Raw genomic sequence first — 17,746 nt, forward strand, 5'->3', positions numbered from 1 at the left:
CCACAAGCAATTAATTTGTTTGTGGGTTTTTATTTTTAAGCTAAATTCGCAATCTATAAAAACAAATTAAAATTTAAACAAATGAAAAAGATTTTTAAAATTAGCTATGCGGTTTTGATGTGTCTTACTTTAGTAATGAGTAGTTGTTCTGATAGCGATAATGATCCAGAAGGAATCGCAAACACAAAATTATCAGGAAAAGTACTAGGAACAAGTTTTACGGCCAAAGGAGGTAAAGCATTTATGTCTGGAAATAATGAACTTTCAGTAAATGTAACCAATATTCAAGCAGATTGCACTTCTGATGTTCTCAACTACGAATTAAAAATTACAACTTATGTGAAAGCAGAGTTAGGAACTTATAATAACGTGAATGTAGTTTTTAACAAGAAAGGAGCGAATCCTTTAAATTACCTTCAAGGAGCTGTTGAGGTTGTAAGGTTAACAAGTAATGAAGTTACCTTAAAAATAAAAGCAAATTCAAGTTCAGATAATTCAATAGAAGGCTTTTTTACGGTTCCTTTTTGTGAGTAACAATAACAATAAACTATTTATTTAGTGCTTTTTTATTTTAGGTTATATTAGCGCTTATTAAAAAATAATAAATATTCAATAAATGAAAAATTTTTTCAAAATTAGTTATGTAACTTTAGTATGTTTAACATTGGTAATGACTGGTTGTTCAGATGATGATAATACGGACAACATAGGTACTCCAATACCCAGTACTATTTTAAAAGGAAAGGTATATGGAAAAGATTTTACTGCTAAAGGAGGGAAGTCATTTGCATCAGGAAAAGATGGAGAAGTTTCAATTAATATTACAAACGAAGAGGTAGGTTGTGATTCAGATATTTTTGATTATAAGTTAGAAGTTTCTTTATTAGTAGAAGGTAAAGTTGGAACGTATAATGATGTAAATGTTGTTTTCAAAGACGGAGAAGGAAACTTAGTTAATGTTTTGGGATCAAATGTTGAAGTTGTAAGTATTTCAGATTCTAAAATTAATTTAAAAATAGAAGCTAAATCAATCGATAAACAAAATAAAGTATCTGGTTCATTTGAAGTAGAATACTGCAAATAGAGTTTTTAAAATATAATTTAGAAAGACTTTTACATTTATGTAAAGGTCTTTTTTTATACGACAAAACCAAAAACTTTTCTCAAATTTGCTTTCCAAAAAATAAAACATGAAAAAAGTATCTCTCACCAGCTCTTGGGTTTTTGTAATAATTCCAATCGGAATTTTATTTTTTGTAGTATTTCCTCAGTTACAAAACATGTATGAATCATTTCATAAGAGAGAAATTGAAGTACAACAAAGTGCACGAAAACTGGACTCATTACAACAACTTACTAAACCTACAAGAGAAGATTTAAACAATATAAAACGTCTAGAAATTACAGTTCCAATTCATCAGTTGAGTATAGATAAACAACGGTACACCTATTATAAAACAGGCGGAATGCTGGCAGTATTAGCTTTTATGTTTATTGGTATGTTTGGTTCTAGTTACTGGGCAAAAAGAAAGAAAAACTCGTCAAATAATAAACAAATAGAATTTTCTTTTGAAGATTTTACAACAGATGCTATAGGGCAATACATTTCTTGGGATCCAGTTAAAGGGTCAGGGAGTAATTTTTTAAGCGAACGTTTACGAAAAACGAGTTCTGGATATAAAATTACTTCGAGCACTTATATGAAATTTATGGCTTGGAGTTTCTTTTTGATGGGATTAAATTATGTGGCTTGGTCTTATATAGAGTTTTTTGAGTTTTCAAAAGAGCCATTAACCTTTATGCAAGGAGGAAAAATGTTTTTCATCTCAGGAGGTCCCTTTGTATTAATAGGAGTTTTTTTATTGTTTTCATTTGGAGCTAAAGCTTTTTTAAACTCACAAAAAAGAAAGGTATTAGTAGATGGTGAAATTATACCTTTTCAGCAAGTATATGCTTTACAAGTTTTATCAAAATTTATTCAAGGAAACAAGTCTGGAGGTTACCATTGTTACGAGGTGAATTTAGTAACTCAAAGTGGAGAACGTTATAACTTGTTAAATCATGGAGATAAAGAATACTTGTTGAGCGATATGGTAAAAATAAGTAGATTTTTAAAAGTGCCTGTTTGGAATAATGGTGTCATTTAAAATAATTTATAGTGTAATTAACAAACTTTTACTAATTTACACGAATACAAATCGTAAAAAACACTATTATTTTATCCTGTAAAAAAAAATCATCCAATATACGCTACTTTTCTTCAGTAAGGGAGATACCTGAAAATGTTTGGAAAGAGCTTGACTGTGTAGATAATTTATATTTTCAACCAGCGTATTTAGAAGCTTTAGAAAAGAACAATCAACAAATACAGTTTTCTTATATTTTATTATTTGATGAAAACAAAGAAGCAATAGCCTTTGCTACTATTCAATTGGTAGATTTTTATTTAGAAAGTGTTCAAAATAATTTACAATCGGTTGTAGAATGGATACGATGTATTGGGAGGAAACTACATTTGTTGTCTCCTCAAAAACCATTTAAAATACTTACATGCGGTAATACTTTTGTAAGTGGAGAGCACGGAATATTTATTAAACCAAATAAAGATAAAAAGCGAATTGTAAAACAGCTAGCTAAAGCTATTGTAGCCTTTGAAAAAGACATTTTAAAAGAAACAATTGATGCTTTTATGTTGAAAGATTTTGTAAACGAATCGCTTTTTATTACTGATGCTTTACATAGTGTAGGATATAATTCGTTTAATGTAGATCCAAATATGATGTTAACGTTAGATGATAATTGGAATACTTTTGATGATTATTTAGCAGCATTAAAAACAAAGTATAGAGTAAAAGCAAAAAAAGCGTTACAGAAGAGTAAAGACTTACGAACGGAAGAAGTAAGTATTGATGTTTTGAAACAATTATTGCCAAGTGTGACGTCATTGTATAAAAATGTATCAAACAAGGCAAGCTTTAATTTAGGGTATTTTAATATAGAAACGTATATATCTTTAAAAGAAAATTTAAAAGATAACTATGTTATTAAAGTATATTGGTTAGGAACCAAGTTAGTTGGGTTTTTGTCAGGAATAAAAAATAAAAACTCATTAGATGCCCATTTTGTAGGAATTGATTATACCGTAAATAAAACCTATGCTATTTACCAACGAATGCTATATGATTATATATTATTGGGTATAGACTATAATATAAAAACGATAAATTTTGGAAGAACAGCTAGCGAAATAAAAAGTTCAGTAGGAGCAACACCACAGGACTTAACAATTTATTTACGACATAGAAAAAGCATTCCAAATCGTATTTTAAGCTTATTTTTGAACAGAATTCAACCAACAGAATTTAGGTTAATAAAGCCTTTTAAAACAAAACAAGTATAAAGAATTAACCCTTTTTACTGTATTAACAAATGAAAAACACACAAGAATTATTAAATATACTTACCCTTGACGATTTAGGTGAAGGGAATTTTAATGGAGTAAGTAGAGATATAGGAAGTCCAAATGTTTTTGGAGGCCAAGTATTAGCACAAGCACTAAATGCAGCGTATAGAACGACACCTAAAGAACGTATATTACATTCGCTACACTCGTATTTTTTAGAGGCAGGAAATTTAGAGTTGCCTATAACTTACAACGTGCAAACTATTCGTGATGGAGGTAGTTTCTCTACACGTAGAGTTACAGCACATCAAAAAGATAAAACGATTTTTATACTGTCTTGTTCTTTTCATAAAGAAGAAGAAGGATATGAGCATCAAATGCCTATAAAAAAAGACTTAAAACAACCTGAAGAGTTGTTGAGTTGGACAGATATGTTAGATCAATTTGGAGCTTTTTTACCAAAGAAAATGAAAGATTTTTTAAGTATTGAGCGACCTATTGATTTTAAACCAGTGCAGATCGTAAATCCGTTAGACCGAAAAGATTTACCTCCAGTAGTAGATGTTTGGTTTAAATTAAAAGGAGAAGCTTCTGAATTATCGTTAGGAATTAAACAACAAATATTAACGTATATATCAGACTATAATATTTTAACGGCTTGTTTAAACCCAAATGCAAGTGTAGCTAATTTCGGAAACACACAAATGGCAAGTTTAGATCATTCGATGTGGTTTTACCGCGATTTTGATTTTAACGATTGGATGTTGTTCTCGGTAGAAAGCCCAAACACTAATGGTGCAAGAGGTTTTGCTTGTGGAAATATTTATACAAGGGAAGGTAAACTGATTGCTTCGGTAGCACAAGAAGGTTTAATGCGCCCCATGAAGAAGAAGGAATAATTATAGTTTATAAAAATAGAGAAATAAAAAGCCGAGGTAATCCCTCGGCTTTTGTTTGATTAAGCTTCTATTTCTGCTGATTTTGTACTAATATGAAACTCTTCGTAGGTTTCTAGTAAACTCATTAATCCAGAAACTAAATCTTGTGTCTCTATTAAAATACTAAAGTATAATGTAGTATTTTTTGGACTTGTTTCGTCTGTTCTAATACGATCTACTTGTTTTTCAATAGATTTAGATACATCCTTTAATAATTCTTTCTTTTCATTAATAATATGCTCTAAATTATCAAAGCTTCTATTTTCAAAAGTATCTCCAATATCAGTTAATAACTTAGAAAGTGTATTGTCAATACTCTTAAGATCTTTAATTTGCCCTTTTTTAAGGTGTTTGTGATTGTTGTTAACGTGCTTATAAGTAGCTCTAGATATATAACTAATAGACTGAGCAACGTCTTGCAAATACCCTAAAATTAAAATATAAAACCTACTTGCTTGTACTGAAGTATCGTCTAACGACTTAATAAAATAGAAAACTCCGTCTTTTAAGTTATCGATTTCATCGTTTAACTTAGTAACGTGCTTATCAGTTTTACGTAATTTTATTAAATCGTGAGTAGCAAGATCTTTTACAACGCTTGAGTATAATTTGTTAATACGATGAGCAACACCAGCAATATGATCTGAGCTTTCTTCAATCACTCCGTTAATAGTGATTAATTCTGCTCTTTCCATATGTACTTGTTTCTTTTCTTCTTTAGATTTCTTTCTGTGTTGTAATGTGTTTCTTGCAATTAAAAGAGCAACCACCAATAACAATACAGGAATCATTACCATATCCCAGCTAATTAAATAAGCTACTAAAGCTGCAGTTAAGAAAGCTGTAATGGCTGTTAAGAACCATCCTCCAATAACATTAATTACACCAGCAACTCTATAAACGGCACTTTCACGCCCCCAAGCTCTATCAGCTAAAGAAGTACCCATTGCTACCATAAACGTTACATAAGTAGTTGATAAAGGTAACTTCATAGAGGTTGCAATAGAAATTAAAATACCAGCAACAATTAAGTTTACAGATGCTCTTACTAAATCGAAAGCAGGCATTTCATAGGTTTTGTCTTTAGGTAATTCAATTACAGGTTTTTGAAATTTTGAGTCTATAAAGTTTAAAGTTTTTTTAGGTACAATAAAACTAACAACTGCATTAATCCCCATAGCACTTCGTACTACAATTCTTGATAATGGATTTGGTTGAAACTTTTCATGCCCATCTCCTTGACGAGATAAATCGATACCAGTTTTAATAACATTTCTCGCTTTACTAGAAGTCCACAAAGTAACCACCATAATAGCTCCAGCTAACAATAATAACCATACGTTAGAAGGTACTTTTTTAGCTAAAATCCCCATAGAAAAAGCATCAGGAGCAACACCAGATACTTCCCAAGCTTGGTATGAGTTCCAAGCAGCAATTGGTACACCAATAAAGTTTACTAAATCGTTACCAGAGAAAGCCATAGCTAAAGAGAAAGTACCAATACCAATAATTAATTTTAAAATATTAACTTTTAAAAACTGTATTAATATATGAGATACTACACTCCAAAAAATAAAGCTTCCAGTAATAATGAGCAATGTATTTCCTTCAATTAAATGTTTAACATCACTATAAAAAGGTGTTCCTTTCATCCCTTTTATAATTATGAAATAAGTAATTGCAGTAATAGCAAAACCACCAAATAAAGAGTTGATATAGGTAGGTCTTTTCTCAAAGTTAAATGAATAAATTAAACGAGAAAAAAACTGTACTATAGCACCAACAGAAAATGCTACTACAACAGAGAGTAGTATACCATTTATAATTTGAACTGCTTTTTTATGATTTATATAATTCCATATATCAGAAATTGAGTGTGAATCATTAGCAGATATTTTAATTAACGAAATGCAAACTGCGGCTCCTAATAATTCAAATACAATAGAAACAGTAGTTGATGTAGGCATACCTAATGAATTAAAGATATCTAATAGTAAAATATCAGTAATCATAACTGCCATAAAAATAAACATGATGTCTTGAAACATAAACATGTTAGGATTAAATATCCCCTTACGCGCAACTTCCATCATTCCGCTTGAAGTAACTGCTCCAAAAAATACTCCAACACTCGCAATTATCATAATATTTCTTACTTTAATTGCTTTAGAACCGATTGCTGAATTTAAAAAGTTTACAGCATCGTTACTAACTCCAACAACCAAGTCTACAATAGCTAAAACAGCCAAAGCGACTAGCATCAAAATATATGGATCTCCCATTTTTTAGTTTTTAATTAAGTTTTGCAAATTTAGTTACACAAGAATGCTCTCATGTTATGTTTATGTTATCATTTAAAGGTGTATGTCCACCTGTAATCTATACATTAATTGATTAGTAGCTGTCGCTATATCTAAGTAACTAATGTCGGTTTGTACTTTTAATTTATGACCAACAATATACTTTGACAATCCTATTGTATATTGATTTTCAGTTCCTTTTCCTGTGATTTTTTTATCTAAAGAAATATTAGTAAAACGACCAGATATTTCCCAGTTTTTAGAAAACAAATATCCTGATTGAAGGTTTAAACCACTTCCTACTTGTACAATTTCTCCAGTAAGTGTGCCGTCTGAGTTTTTTGCGAAAGGATCTTCGGCGTCTCGGTATGAATATTCTCCCATAAAAGAGAATCCTTTATACTTGAACATAGCATCCATAAAAAAGGTTGATATGTTTGTTTGATAGTATCCTTCATCATTAACCATATAAGTACCTTGGTTACTTCTAGTTTTTACGGCATTGTTATTAAAGTCGTAACTCATACCAATAGCAAGTTTAGGTGTTTGTTCTCTTTTTAAGTCACCACCTACATAATCTCCTTTACCTTCAAACTTTCCAAAAGGTAAAAGTTCTAGATGAGCGGTATATTGATGTCCTCCTAGGTTGCCTACAGTAACATTTCTTCCTTCACCTTGAGAAAAGGCTAGTGCTTCTTTTACAATAAACTTGTCAGATAAATTAAAATGGTGTTTTAATTGTACTCCCATATCTCTATCAATATTAAAACGGCTGTTTAATAGAGAGCGATCTACTAATTGCATATCACCTGAAGAAATAATACGCTCACGGTTGCCAGGTAGTTTGGTTTGCCCAAACCATAATTCAAAATTTTGAAAGAAATTCCACTTTATAACAGCATCTAAAATATATCTTGGTGCGTTTCCTGTATGTTCAGAAGCGCCACTAATATCTCTATTAGATAACCCAAGCTCCATTTTATATTTTAATTTAGGGGAAAAAGCAAATCCTTTAAATTTTAAACGAGCTCTTCTTACTAACATTGAAGATGTTGGGTTGTATAAACCATCTTTGTTAGAATCCCATTCGGCAGTTGCTAAGAATTGCATTCTGGCACTCATTTTCATAGACCAAGTACTATCTTTCCCTATGATATTAAATAAGCCATTACCAAATTTTGAGTCTTTTCCTTGTTGTGCATATATATGCGTCAACATAAATATACTTACAGCTGTAAGTATTTTTTTGTAATACATTAAGGATAATTTATTAGTTTTTGTCGAGACAAATTACTAACCCTAATGTTAACTTAAAGTTAAGCAAATATTAAAAAAAACTGCCTTGTTTTCAAGGCAGTATATGGTAAGTCAAATAAATAGTCGACAAAAACTAATAAATTTATATTGACCATACACCTCAAGTTAGAGGTAATTCAAAAGTATTTCTCTTTTTTAATGTAAATATTAAGTGTAATTTAATAAATTGTTATAAGATGTAATACCTGAAGTTAAGAAAGAGTTAAGGCTTTAAATGTAGTTAGTTATTTTTTTAGGCCCTTCAAGAACTGTTCTTGTTATTTGCATGGTACCATCTTTATTAGTAATTACATGCCATTTAATAAGAGTTATTTCATTGTTTTCAATTTCTAAACCAGTAATGCATCTTGGGTGTACACAACTACCATCGTTAAAATGTGGAAGCTCGTTTTCTGATGGAAATCGAGGACGGTGTGTGTGTCCTGTAACAATCATTTGGTTATTATTGTTTTTAATCCATTTTTCCAAACGTTTCTCTACCTTTATGAGCTCTTTAAAGTTTTGAGCGGGACTTGTAGGATCTTTAATTCCATGTATTTGTAGTGGTCGCCATAGTAAACGAACTAAAAACCTACTTAATTTCCAAAAAGTATAGTTAAACCAATCTGCTTGATGACCGTGAAGTAAAAAAATAGATTTCCCATTTTCTTGTATCAATTTAATTGCTTCTGAAAAGGAAGCATTGGGCATTAATTCTTTCTTTTTTCCGTCAATGGTATCGTAATAAGAGTTAAAGTTTTTAGCAACGTTTTTAGGTTTTCTGTAATTCATATCATGATTCCCCCAAATAAAATGTAGTTTGTTTTGTTGATGAAACTTTTGAAGTAATAAGTAGATGTTTTTATTTGCATTGAAAATATTTACAAATTTATTTTCCCAAAGTTCATCTCCATCTCCTAATTCTATATAGATAAACTCTTTTTGTAAATATTGAGATAATGCATAGTGATATATTTTTCGATTGTGAGCAAAATCATCAGCAAAACTGTTATCACCTCTATGGCAATCAGAAAATAAAATGTATTTAGAATCCTTGTTTAAAGGTAGTTCTTTTGCTTTTTTAAAAGCTTTGGTTATCCTATGTTTTGAAAACATTTGTAGCAAAAATTTGTGTGTATATAAAGATGCAAAAAAAGGAATATACTGCAAAACTGGTTGAGCGATAGAATGAATAAATTTTAGAATTAAGTTTATAACTAAAAGATAATTAAAAAAACAATTGTTGTTCTATGATGTTAATTTTTAATAACTTACGTAAAATTTTAAATTAATATTAATACCCTTCAAAAATGAAAAAAAAGTATTTTCTACTTTCGCTACTATTGCTGTGCCTTAGTTTTTCTACTATTTACAGCCAAAAAAAGATGTTTTATGGTACCATTGAAACTAAAGACGCCTTAAAACTGCAAGAAGTTGCTCCTTCTGATATTAAAATTATTTCCTCTGCTAATGGCTTCAGTGCTGTTAAGTTAAGTGATTATGCGGCAGAAAAGTTACACCATATGATTTTAACTCATGGTCCTGGGTTTATTTATGAGTCTTCTGAAAAAGATGCTTTACAAACAATTCAGAAGCTACAAAGTAAAAAATCGCATTATAAAAGAGCTTCTTACACTATTAGTGAAGACCAACTTGTAAATCAAAGTTTGGGTTTGGTGAATAATACAAATATTGCGAATCAAATAGTAGAGCTTGAAAACTATGGTACTAGATATCATACTACACAAAAGGCAAAAGATGCTGTTCTGGATTTAAAACAGAAATGGGAAACCATGGCTAGTGGTAGGTCTGATGTTAGTGTGAGAATAGTTAATCACAATAGTACCACAATGCCTTCGGTTGTTATGACTATTCAAGGCAGTGATCTTCCTAATGAATATGTAATTATAGGTGGGCATATTGATTCTGTTAGTCCAGAAAGAGAGACGAATGCGCCTGGTGCTGATGATAATGCTTCTGGTATTGCTACAATTACTGAAATGGCAAGAGTACTTTTTGAAATGAATTTTGAACCAAAAAGAACTATAGAGTTTATGGCATTTGCTGCCGAAGAAGTTGGTTTAAGAGGTTCTAAAGAGATTGCTGAAGATTATAAAAACAGAAATGTTAATGTATTATCGTATGTGCAGTTTGATATGACGAATTATAAAGGGTCACCAAAGGATGTTTATATTTCTGATGATAGTTATAATAGTAGTGCTCTTAATGCTTTTTTAGCTAGTCTTATGGATCATTATAATGCTTCAGGAAGTCATCAATTTACTTACGATTATACACGATGTAATTACGGTTGTTCCGATCATTATAGTTGGGCACAACAAGGGTATGATGCAGCTTTTCCTTTTGAGGCTTCTTTTAATGGTTCAAGTCCTTATATTCATACAGTAAATGATACATCTGATAGGTTTCCAACTGCCAATGCTACGCATGCGGCAAAGTTTGCCAAACTTGGTTTAGAGTATTTAATTGAGGTAGCGAAAAGTAAAGGAAGCGTTAGTACACCAACGTATTGTGGTTCAAAAGGGAATAATGTAAATGATGAATATATTCAGAATGTAACACTTGGGGCAATTAATAATAATTCAGGAGCTACAAATGGATATCAAGATTTTACTAGTATTTCTACTGATTTAGAACAAGGGAGTTCCAACACAATTACCGTTACTCCAAAATGGACAGGTACAGTTTATAAAGAAGGATATACTGTTTGGATTGATTATAATCAGGATTCTGATTTTGAAGATAGTGGAGAGCAAGTGTGGGTTAAAAGTGCTTCTACTGATAATTCAGTTAATGGAAGCTTTACTGTACCTACTACTGCAAAATTAGGTGTCACAAGAATGAGAGTGTCAATGCGATACAATAATACTCCTGCTTCTTGTGGTTCGTTTGATTATGGTGAGGTTGAAGATTATACTATAAATATTGTAAAAGGAGATGGAGGAACAAGTACAAATATTTGTGATGGTGTGCCTCAATATGATTCTTCCCAAAACTATCAGGTTGGTGATAAGGTTGTTTATTTTAATGTTTTGTATGAGAGAACTTCAAATGGATGGAATAATATAGGAAATTGTGGTAGTGCTAAAACCGATAATTTAAATGTAAGGCAAGTTTTAGTAAATGATAAAGATGTAATTGTCTTTTCACCTAACCCTATCGAAGGAAATTCTATAGTTTTACAAGTAAATAATGAGTTGTGGAAAAATAGAGAAGTTGCTATTTATAATGCTAACGGAAGGTTGCTTACAAAAGTAAAAATGAGTTCTAGAAATAGTAATATAGATGTTTCAAAACTATCAGCAGGAATTTATTTTGTGTCTTTAGACGATACAAGGAAAAGGTATACTAGACAATTGGTTAAAAAGTAGGTGTTATAAGGAATGAAAAAACCCAAGGTTTAAACCTTGGGTTTTTTATATCAAAAAAGAGATTATCTCACTCCAGGTGTAAAAGCACCAGGGGCATCTTGAGGTGCATTTGTAGTACCTGCATCTCCTGTGTCATTCCAAATATCCCATTCTGCAAATGTATATGTTGGGTTTCCTTGTGTTACTGAAGCTTTGCGGTAAGCTCTACCATCTTCAAATTCGTGATTTGTACCAGATCCATCTTCCCCAATAACTCCAAAGATATCGATCACAGTTCCGCTTGGATCTACTAATTCTAATTGGTCGTCTCCATTAGAATCTGCTGCTGCAGAAGTAGACTCCATATCAGCAGTAACACCATATATACTTGAGAGTTCTGCAGCATTTTTGGCAATTACAAAAGTACTAGTTCCAGCTATGGTTTTACCAGATAAATCAATTGAAGAGGTTGAAGAGGTTGCATCATTTGTATATCTTCTAATTGTCCAACCTGTTAAGTCTATTGGATCTGTTCCAGAATTATATAACTCTATAAATCTAGCATTAGCATTATTGTTAGGGTCTGCTAATTCTGAAAAGAAAATAGCATTAGTAGTAGTACCTCCACATGTAACATAGTCTTCTGTAAAATTAAGATCAGTTTCGTTTCTTAAATAGATTTGAGGAGTACCTTCAAAAACAGTCATAATACCTGTTATAGCCCCTTTTTTATCATTTACATTATTGTTAGCAAAAGTTGCCTCTTTTCTAACATAAGTGGTTAAAGGAGTACCATCACATTCAGTAATTAACTCATTATTGCCGTTATAAATTTTGGTATTGTCTTTAAATTGTACTCCATTAATTTGTACTAATTTACTTTCGTAATCACCGGTTAAAGCCTGAGCAAAAGTGATAGTTTCAGGAGTTGGTAAAGTACCTGCTGTAGATTTAATAATACTAGAAGGAGAAATGTTTAATTGTAATAAATCGTTATATTCACTTAGTTTAGTTCCTCCAACAGCGATTTCTACTTCGTCTCCTAAGTTTAAGTTATGATCTCCACTAAAACGTAAAGCAATACCAGCAGTAGCATCTTGAGCAAATGCACTTAAGGGGTGTAAGTTACCAGCAGCTAAATCAGAAGTAATAACTACTTTTATTTTTAAGTTTTTTGTAATTGTTGCTTCTCCACTACCTTTATAAAAGGCTTTAATTTCATTTAAAGTAGCGTCAATAGGAGGTGCGTTACAACCATATTCATCAGTAAAGTTAATATCATTAGTGTTTCTAAGAATTAATTGATAGTTACCAGCAAATTCATCTAAAATAGCAGTAATGCTACCTTTGTTATCAGGGATATAGTATTCTTTGAAGCTAACAAATTTACTTGTTGAAATATCAATTTTTTCAAAAGTTTCACAAGAAGTCATGGTTCTTGTAATATAACTATTGTCTTCAGGGTAAGCATATTGTAATCCTTTTGTTTCAGATTGGAGGTTTTCAATTTTAACTAAGGTATTGATGTGATTTTCAGTTAACTCACCAATTGTTAAAGTAGTTGGTATAATATCAACGATTTCAGAAGACCTATCTATTTTACTTATATAATCGTTAGCGCTTATTCTATCAGTACGATTACCAGTACCTTTGATACCTATTTCAAAAGCTGAATATGGTTTGCTTAAGGCTAAACCTTTTAGTTTTACATATATTTTTCTTCCTATATTATATCTAGCACCTAAGTTAGCATCATCAATTTTAATTACAACTCCTACTGTGGGATTTTCAGGCTTGTCTTGAATAACTAATTCTTTATAGAAATTTCCTTCTCTGTCGTCAGAAACAACATAACCAAAGATAGTGGTGTCGTCATTAAATTCAACTATATTACCGTTATATTGTGCTATGACTTCGTCTAAAGACTTTAAGTTCTCGTATTGTTTATCTGGTCCAATAGTTGGTAATTCAAAATCATTATTGTCAACACATGAAGCAGAAATTGCAATAAAAAGTATTGCAAAAATCTTGTATAAATTTATTTTTTTCATTTTAAGTGTTTTTTTAGAATCTATAATTTAAGTTTAAGAAATAAGTAGTGCCTCTACCGTACCAATATTTACTCCCGAAAATAGGTTTTTCACGAGATTTATCATTACGTAGTTCGCGGTAATTTGCATTTCTTCCTTGTTCGAAACCTCCTGTTTTATATTCTTGGTTGAATAGGTTATTTACACTTGCAAATAAGCCGATATATTTACCATCACCTACTTTCCATGATTTTCCTCCAATAATATTTACTACAACGTAGTCGTCAAATTGTTCTTGTTGTAATAGTTGTCTAGCTAATATTGGGTCATAATCTGCAAAAGCAGCACCGTCTACATCTTCAATAAAGTTAGATGATCTTGTAAGTGGAGCTACATCAATATAAGCCTCATCTAAATAATTTAAAGTGGCACCAAACCACCAATAATCTGGGTCTCTATATTCAAAACCAAAAGAGTATGCTTTTTGAGGTCCTGCAGCTAGTTTATAATTTTTTAAATTAGATTTCCTACTTTCAAAACTGAACGAAGGATCGTCAGATTTTAAGACGATATCAGGATTATTATTATATGTGTATTGACCAATGTTTGCGGCCCCTTTTAATTTAATTGTAGGAGTAACTTGTGCTTCGATACCCAACTCAACCCCAAAGTGTCTTTTATCAATACCGGTTAAGATTTCTTGGATAAAATAAGAATTATCTTGAATATCTCCTCCAATACCGTCAGCAAAGTAGAATGAAATTTCTGTAGCATCTTTAATGTCTGTATAATAACCTGTGATTCTTGAAGTAATTAAAGGGCTTCTAAAAACATAGCTAACATCTCCAGATAATATTTTTTCACTATTTAATTCAGCAACATCAGCAACTGTAACATTGTTAGCTCTTGAGTTGGCAAAAGAGTTACGCAGAGAAGGTGCTTTTGTAATATAACCTCCGTTTACATCAATTAAGTGACGACCAGAAATTTTATAGGTTAATCCTCCTTTAGCTCCATAGTTAAAGAAATCTAACTTATCTGATTTTCCGTAAGAGTTAGTTGGAAAGTATCCGTTTTGGAATAAACCTTCTCTTTGGTGTGTAGTATTGTTCGCTTGTCCTGCTATATAAAAATCAACTTTGTTGTATTTGAACTGTAACTGAGCAAAACCGCCATATACTTCAGAATTGAAGATATAGTTGTATTTAAAGCGGTCTCCTAGTCCAATTGTTCTATTAGGAGTTAAAAGATTGCTTTGTTGTTGGTTAAAATTATCACCAAAAGTATTTACATCTAAATAACCTACAGCTCCAAGCATGTCTATTGGAGAAGCAAAGTTTTCAGACTTTAACTTTCTATACTCACCACTTGCAGTTAGTGTAATATTTTCATTTAACTCTGAAGATAAAATCATATTAGCTGTTAATTGCTGATCATCGTTTCTATCTTCATATAAAATTACACGAGCATTTTCAGGACTACCTTCGTTTCCAATATACAATTCATCCCAATCAATTTGTCCATCATTTTGGAAACCAGTTAATGATTTGTATGCATTTTCATAATCTGGTCCATTAGGATCTGATAAATACCAGCTTGGTAACTTTCTATAATACGTAGGATCAGGATTGTTAGCACCGTTATAATCTAAACGACTGTTACCTATTTCTCCAAACTGAAAACCAATATTAGTGTTTAATGTAGTGTTTTCAGAAAGGTTCCAATAGTGGTTCAACATAACAATTGGTTCGTATAATCTCTTAACTCTTGAGTTTCTGTTTTTGTCTCCTTGTTTTCCCCAATATGAGTTATAACGAATTCCTTTAATATCAAAAACCTCTTGAGTATTTGGTGAAGATTTTCCTCTTTCGTTCTCTGCAGCAATCACAGTTAAGTTTAAGCTATGAGCATCGTTAATTTGCTTTTCAAGTGACAAAAAGATGGAGTTGGCATCGTAAAAAGTACCATCAACATACCCTTCGTTACCAGCTCTTCTACTACCAGAAACAGTTATTGCCCATCCATTAGCTAATAAACCTGAAGAATATGTTGCCATTAGACGGTGGTTGTAACTTCTATTAGAAGAAGCATAAGAAATACGTCCACCTTCACTATATTCAGAAGCTCTTGTGTTAATATTTGTAGAACCTAAAACACCACCAAAAGCATAGTTTGAAGGAGTTAGTCCATTACTAAACTCTTGGTTACGCAATACATCGTTTAAACCTCCCCAGTTACTCCATTGAGGTCTTCCGTTGTATAGTTTGTTCATTTCAATTCCATTAATCAAAACTTTACCATTTTCAGAATCTAAACCACGTACTCTGTAAAAAGAGCCACTCCATTCAAAAGCGGCAGTACGTAAATATACATCTCTAGAGGCTTGTAGTAAACCAGAAATGTTATCAGCAGCACTAGTATCATCATTTAACTCATCATCTGTAATAGTGATGGTGCTTAAATCTTGATCTTCAGATAAATCTTCATACATAAAGATTGTGCCTAAATTTACTGTTTTTCCAGATAGTTCAACTGGAAAATTTTGGGTTTCATACCCGTTTAATGATACCGTTACAATTTGTCTTCCGTTTGGTAAACCATTTAGTGTAAAAGCCCCGCTGGCGTCTGTAGTACTCGAGACGCTTACTTCTTTTATACTTACAGAAACACCTTGCATAGGATTTTCAGAATCGCCGTTCATTACAATCCCCTTTACAATGTTCTGTGCATTCAAGCCAAATAAACCTGAAAAAAGCAATAACATTGTTATCGTAAAATTTTTCATAAATGATTGTTTGTAAAATATTTAAATACATTTGTTTCCCATAGCTAAAAAATAAAGCGAAAGGGAGGCAAAACTACGAAAATTCTAATTGTGTTAATATTAAGTTAAAGTTACTAAAAATGGTTTTATGTAAATTATAGATTTTGGCTTGAAAATTGTTTTTACTTTTGTTGCGTAAAATTTATTAAATGAGAAATATAGCTTTATTTTTAGTCTTAACTCTTGTTGTTTTTTCTTCATATGCGCAACAAGGAGCAAAAAAATATAAAATAAGAACTGTTGGTTTTTATAATTTAGAAAACCTTTTTGATACCGAAAATGATCCTGAAAAGAATGATGAAGCAAGTCCCATCATGGAAATGAAAGGAGATAAAGAAGAGGTATATATAGATAAAATAGATAAACTTGGAGAAGTTATCTCACAGTTAGGAGCTGAAAAGACAAAAACGAGTCCAGTAATTTTAGGCGTTGCTGAGGTTGAAAACAAGAAAGTTTTAGAAGATTTAGTAGCATCGGAAAGGTTAAAAAAGAAGCGTTATAGTATTATTCATTTTGACTCTCCTGATAAAAGAGGGATTGATGTTGGGTTGTTGTATCAACCACGTTATTTTAAGCCAATTCATTTTGAGGTTTTTAATCCTAATATTTACAGTCAAAACAGAAAGGTGTATACACGCGATATTTTATTAGTATCGGGTTATTTAGATGACGAATTAATACATGTTATTGTAAATCACTGGCCATCTCGAAGAGGAGGGGAAGCGAAGAGTAGACCATTGCGTGAAAAAGCCGCTTATAAAGTGAAGCAAATTATAGAAAAAATTAAGCTGAACGACCCAAATCCAAAAGTGTTAATTATGGGTGATTTTAACGATGATCCTATCAATTCTAGCTTTAAAACTGTTTTACAAACAAAGAGTAAAAAGAAAAATGTAAAAGAAGGAGATATTTATAACCCTTATGAAGATATGTTCCGTCGTGGATTTAATACATTAGGGTATAGAGATAATATTAATTTATTTGATCAAATTATGTTTACTTCTCCACTATTAGATAAGGGAGAAAAAGATTTTTTAACCTATAAAATGTTTAAATCAGGAATCTTTAATAAACGTTTTTTAACACAAAAAAGTGGTCGTTATAAAGGGTATCCTTTCAGAAGTTTCTCTTATGGAAAGTATACAGGAGGATATAGTGATCACTATCCGGTATATATGTACTTAATTAAAGAAGATAAATAATTATAGAAGGCTTGCTAATTTTGCAAGCCTTCTTAATTTCTACATAGCTCGTTTAGATAATTATTCATTCTTAGTTGAAATAGTGTGCCTTTTAAAAGGTCGTCTATCTGCCACAGTTCGACTGAAGAAACTGCCATGCTAACTTTATTAGAAGGTGTTTGTAGTAGAATGGATCTACAGTCTTTACCTTTACTACAAGTAGCGCAGTTTTTTTGAAGTTTTGAATCAGTAACTTTTTCTAAAAATAATTCAATTTCTTCTTCAGTTAAATGAAACCCTGTATCTCTAAATATTAATTGAACTAGCTTAGAGTTGTTATCTTTCCAGTGAAATGAAATACCTATGTTGTTGTCGTATATTTTAGTAATTCCGTCCATAACTA

13 protein-coding genes are annotated in these 17,746 nt (G+C 31.3%); 7 read left to right on the plus strand and 6 right to left on the minus strand.

The annotated features are described in order from the left end of the window. Window positions 1-81 precede the first annotated feature (81 nt). The 5 genes from NH341_RS03235 to NH341_RS03255 all read left to right on the plus strand — a co-directional run bounded on the left by NH341_RS03235 (window position 82) and on the right by NH341_RS03255 (window position 4,302). A complete protein-coding gene (locus NH341_RS03235; RefSeq protein ID WP_125064420.1) occupies window positions 82-534 on the plus strand; it encodes a hypothetical protein in 453 nt (150 codons plus the stop codon). An 82-nt stretch (window positions 535-616) separates the two neighbouring features. Further along, complete coding sequence (locus tag NH341_RS03240; protein ID WP_047787864.1) at window positions 617-1,084, plus strand: hypothetical protein; 468 nt, start codon at window positions 617-619, stop codon at window positions 1,082-1,084. A gap of 106 nt (window positions 1,085-1,190) precedes the next feature. Beyond that, on the plus strand, window positions 1,191-2,147 hold the full coding sequence (locus tag NH341_RS03245; RefSeq protein ID WP_253055679.1) for a hypothetical protein: 957 nt from the start codon (window positions 1,191-1,193) through the stop codon (window positions 2,145-2,147). A 284-nt stretch (window positions 2,148-2,431) separates the two neighbouring features. Continuing rightward, window positions 2,432-3,400: a peptidogalycan biosysnthesis protein gene (locus NH341_RS03250; RefSeq protein WP_253055680.1), complete on the plus strand. Its 969-nt coding sequence runs from the start codon at window positions 2,432-2,434 to the stop codon at window positions 3,398-3,400. A 29-nt stretch (window positions 3,401-3,429) separates the two neighbouring features. Next, window positions 3,430-4,302, plus strand: a complete 873-nt coding sequence (locus NH341_RS03255) for an acyl-CoA thioesterase II (protein ID WP_047787861.1) — start codon at window positions 3,430-3,432, stop codon at window positions 4,300-4,302. Window positions 4,303-4,361: 59 nt separating this feature from the next. On the opposite strand, the gene NH341_RS03260 is transcribed toward NH341_RS03255, so the two are convergent. The 3 genes from NH341_RS03260 to NH341_RS03270 all read right to left on the minus strand — a co-directional run bounded on the left by NH341_RS03260 (window position 4,362) and on the right by NH341_RS03270 (window position 9,053). Beyond that, window positions 4,362-6,623 carry an inorganic phosphate transporter gene (locus NH341_RS03260; protein ID WP_047787860.1) on the minus strand — a complete coding sequence of 754 codons (2,262 nt, stop codon included), beginning with the start codon at window positions 6,621-6,623 and terminating at the stop codon, window positions 4,362-4,364. 72 nt (window positions 6,624-6,695) lie between these two features. After that, entirely contained in the window at window positions 6,696-7,898 is a 1,203-nt protein-coding gene (locus NH341_RS03265; protein WP_159488587.1) for a porin, read from the minus strand. A gap of 270 nt (window positions 7,899-8,168) precedes the next feature. After that, a complete protein-coding gene (locus NH341_RS03270; RefSeq protein WP_159610972.1) occupies window positions 8,169-9,053 on the minus strand; it encodes a metallophosphoesterase in 885 nt (294 codons plus the stop codon). Between the two features lie 194 nt (window positions 9,054-9,247). Here NH341_RS03270 and NH341_RS03275 point away from each other — a divergent pair, with 194 nt between their 5' ends. Next, window positions 9,248-11,329: a M20/M25/M40 family metallo-hydrolase gene (locus NH341_RS03275; RefSeq protein ID WP_159610970.1), complete on the plus strand. Its 2,082-nt coding sequence runs from the start codon at window positions 9,248-9,250 to the stop codon at window positions 11,327-11,329. Between the two features lie 62 nt (window positions 11,330-11,391). Here the strand turns inward: NH341_RS03275 and NH341_RS03280 are convergent, their stop codons facing one another. Beyond that, window positions 11,392-13,359, minus strand: coding sequence for a DUF5689 domain-containing protein (locus NH341_RS03280; RefSeq protein ID WP_159610968.1), 1,968 nt, complete (start codon window positions 13,357-13,359; stop codon window positions 11,392-11,394). 13 nt (window positions 13,360-13,372) lie between these two features. Next, window positions 13,373-16,123, minus strand: coding sequence for a TonB-dependent receptor (locus NH341_RS03285; RefSeq protein WP_253055681.1), 2,751 nt, complete (start codon window positions 16,121-16,123; stop codon window positions 13,373-13,375). A gap of 188 nt (window positions 16,124-16,311) precedes the next feature. Between NH341_RS03285 and NH341_RS03290 the strand changes: the two genes are divergently transcribed. Further along, window positions 16,312-17,364, plus strand: a complete 1,053-nt coding sequence (locus NH341_RS03290) for an endonuclease (RefSeq protein WP_073182220.1) — start codon at window positions 16,312-16,314, stop codon at window positions 17,362-17,364. Window positions 17,365-17,396: 32 nt separating this feature from the next. Here the strand turns inward: NH341_RS03290 and NH341_RS03295 are convergent, their stop codons facing one another. Beyond that, window positions 17,397-17,741 carry a hypothetical protein gene (locus NH341_RS03295; RefSeq protein WP_047790766.1) on the minus strand — a complete coding sequence of 115 codons (345 nt, stop codon included), beginning with the start codon at window positions 17,739-17,741 and terminating at the stop codon, window positions 17,397-17,399. Between the last annotated feature and the right edge of the window lie 5 nt (window positions 17,742-17,746).

Source organism: Tenacibaculum sp. XPcli2-G (assembly GCF_024124505.1).
Lineage (GTDB): Bacteria > Bacteroidota > Bacteroidia > Flavobacteriales > Flavobacteriaceae > Polaribacter > Polaribacter mesophilus.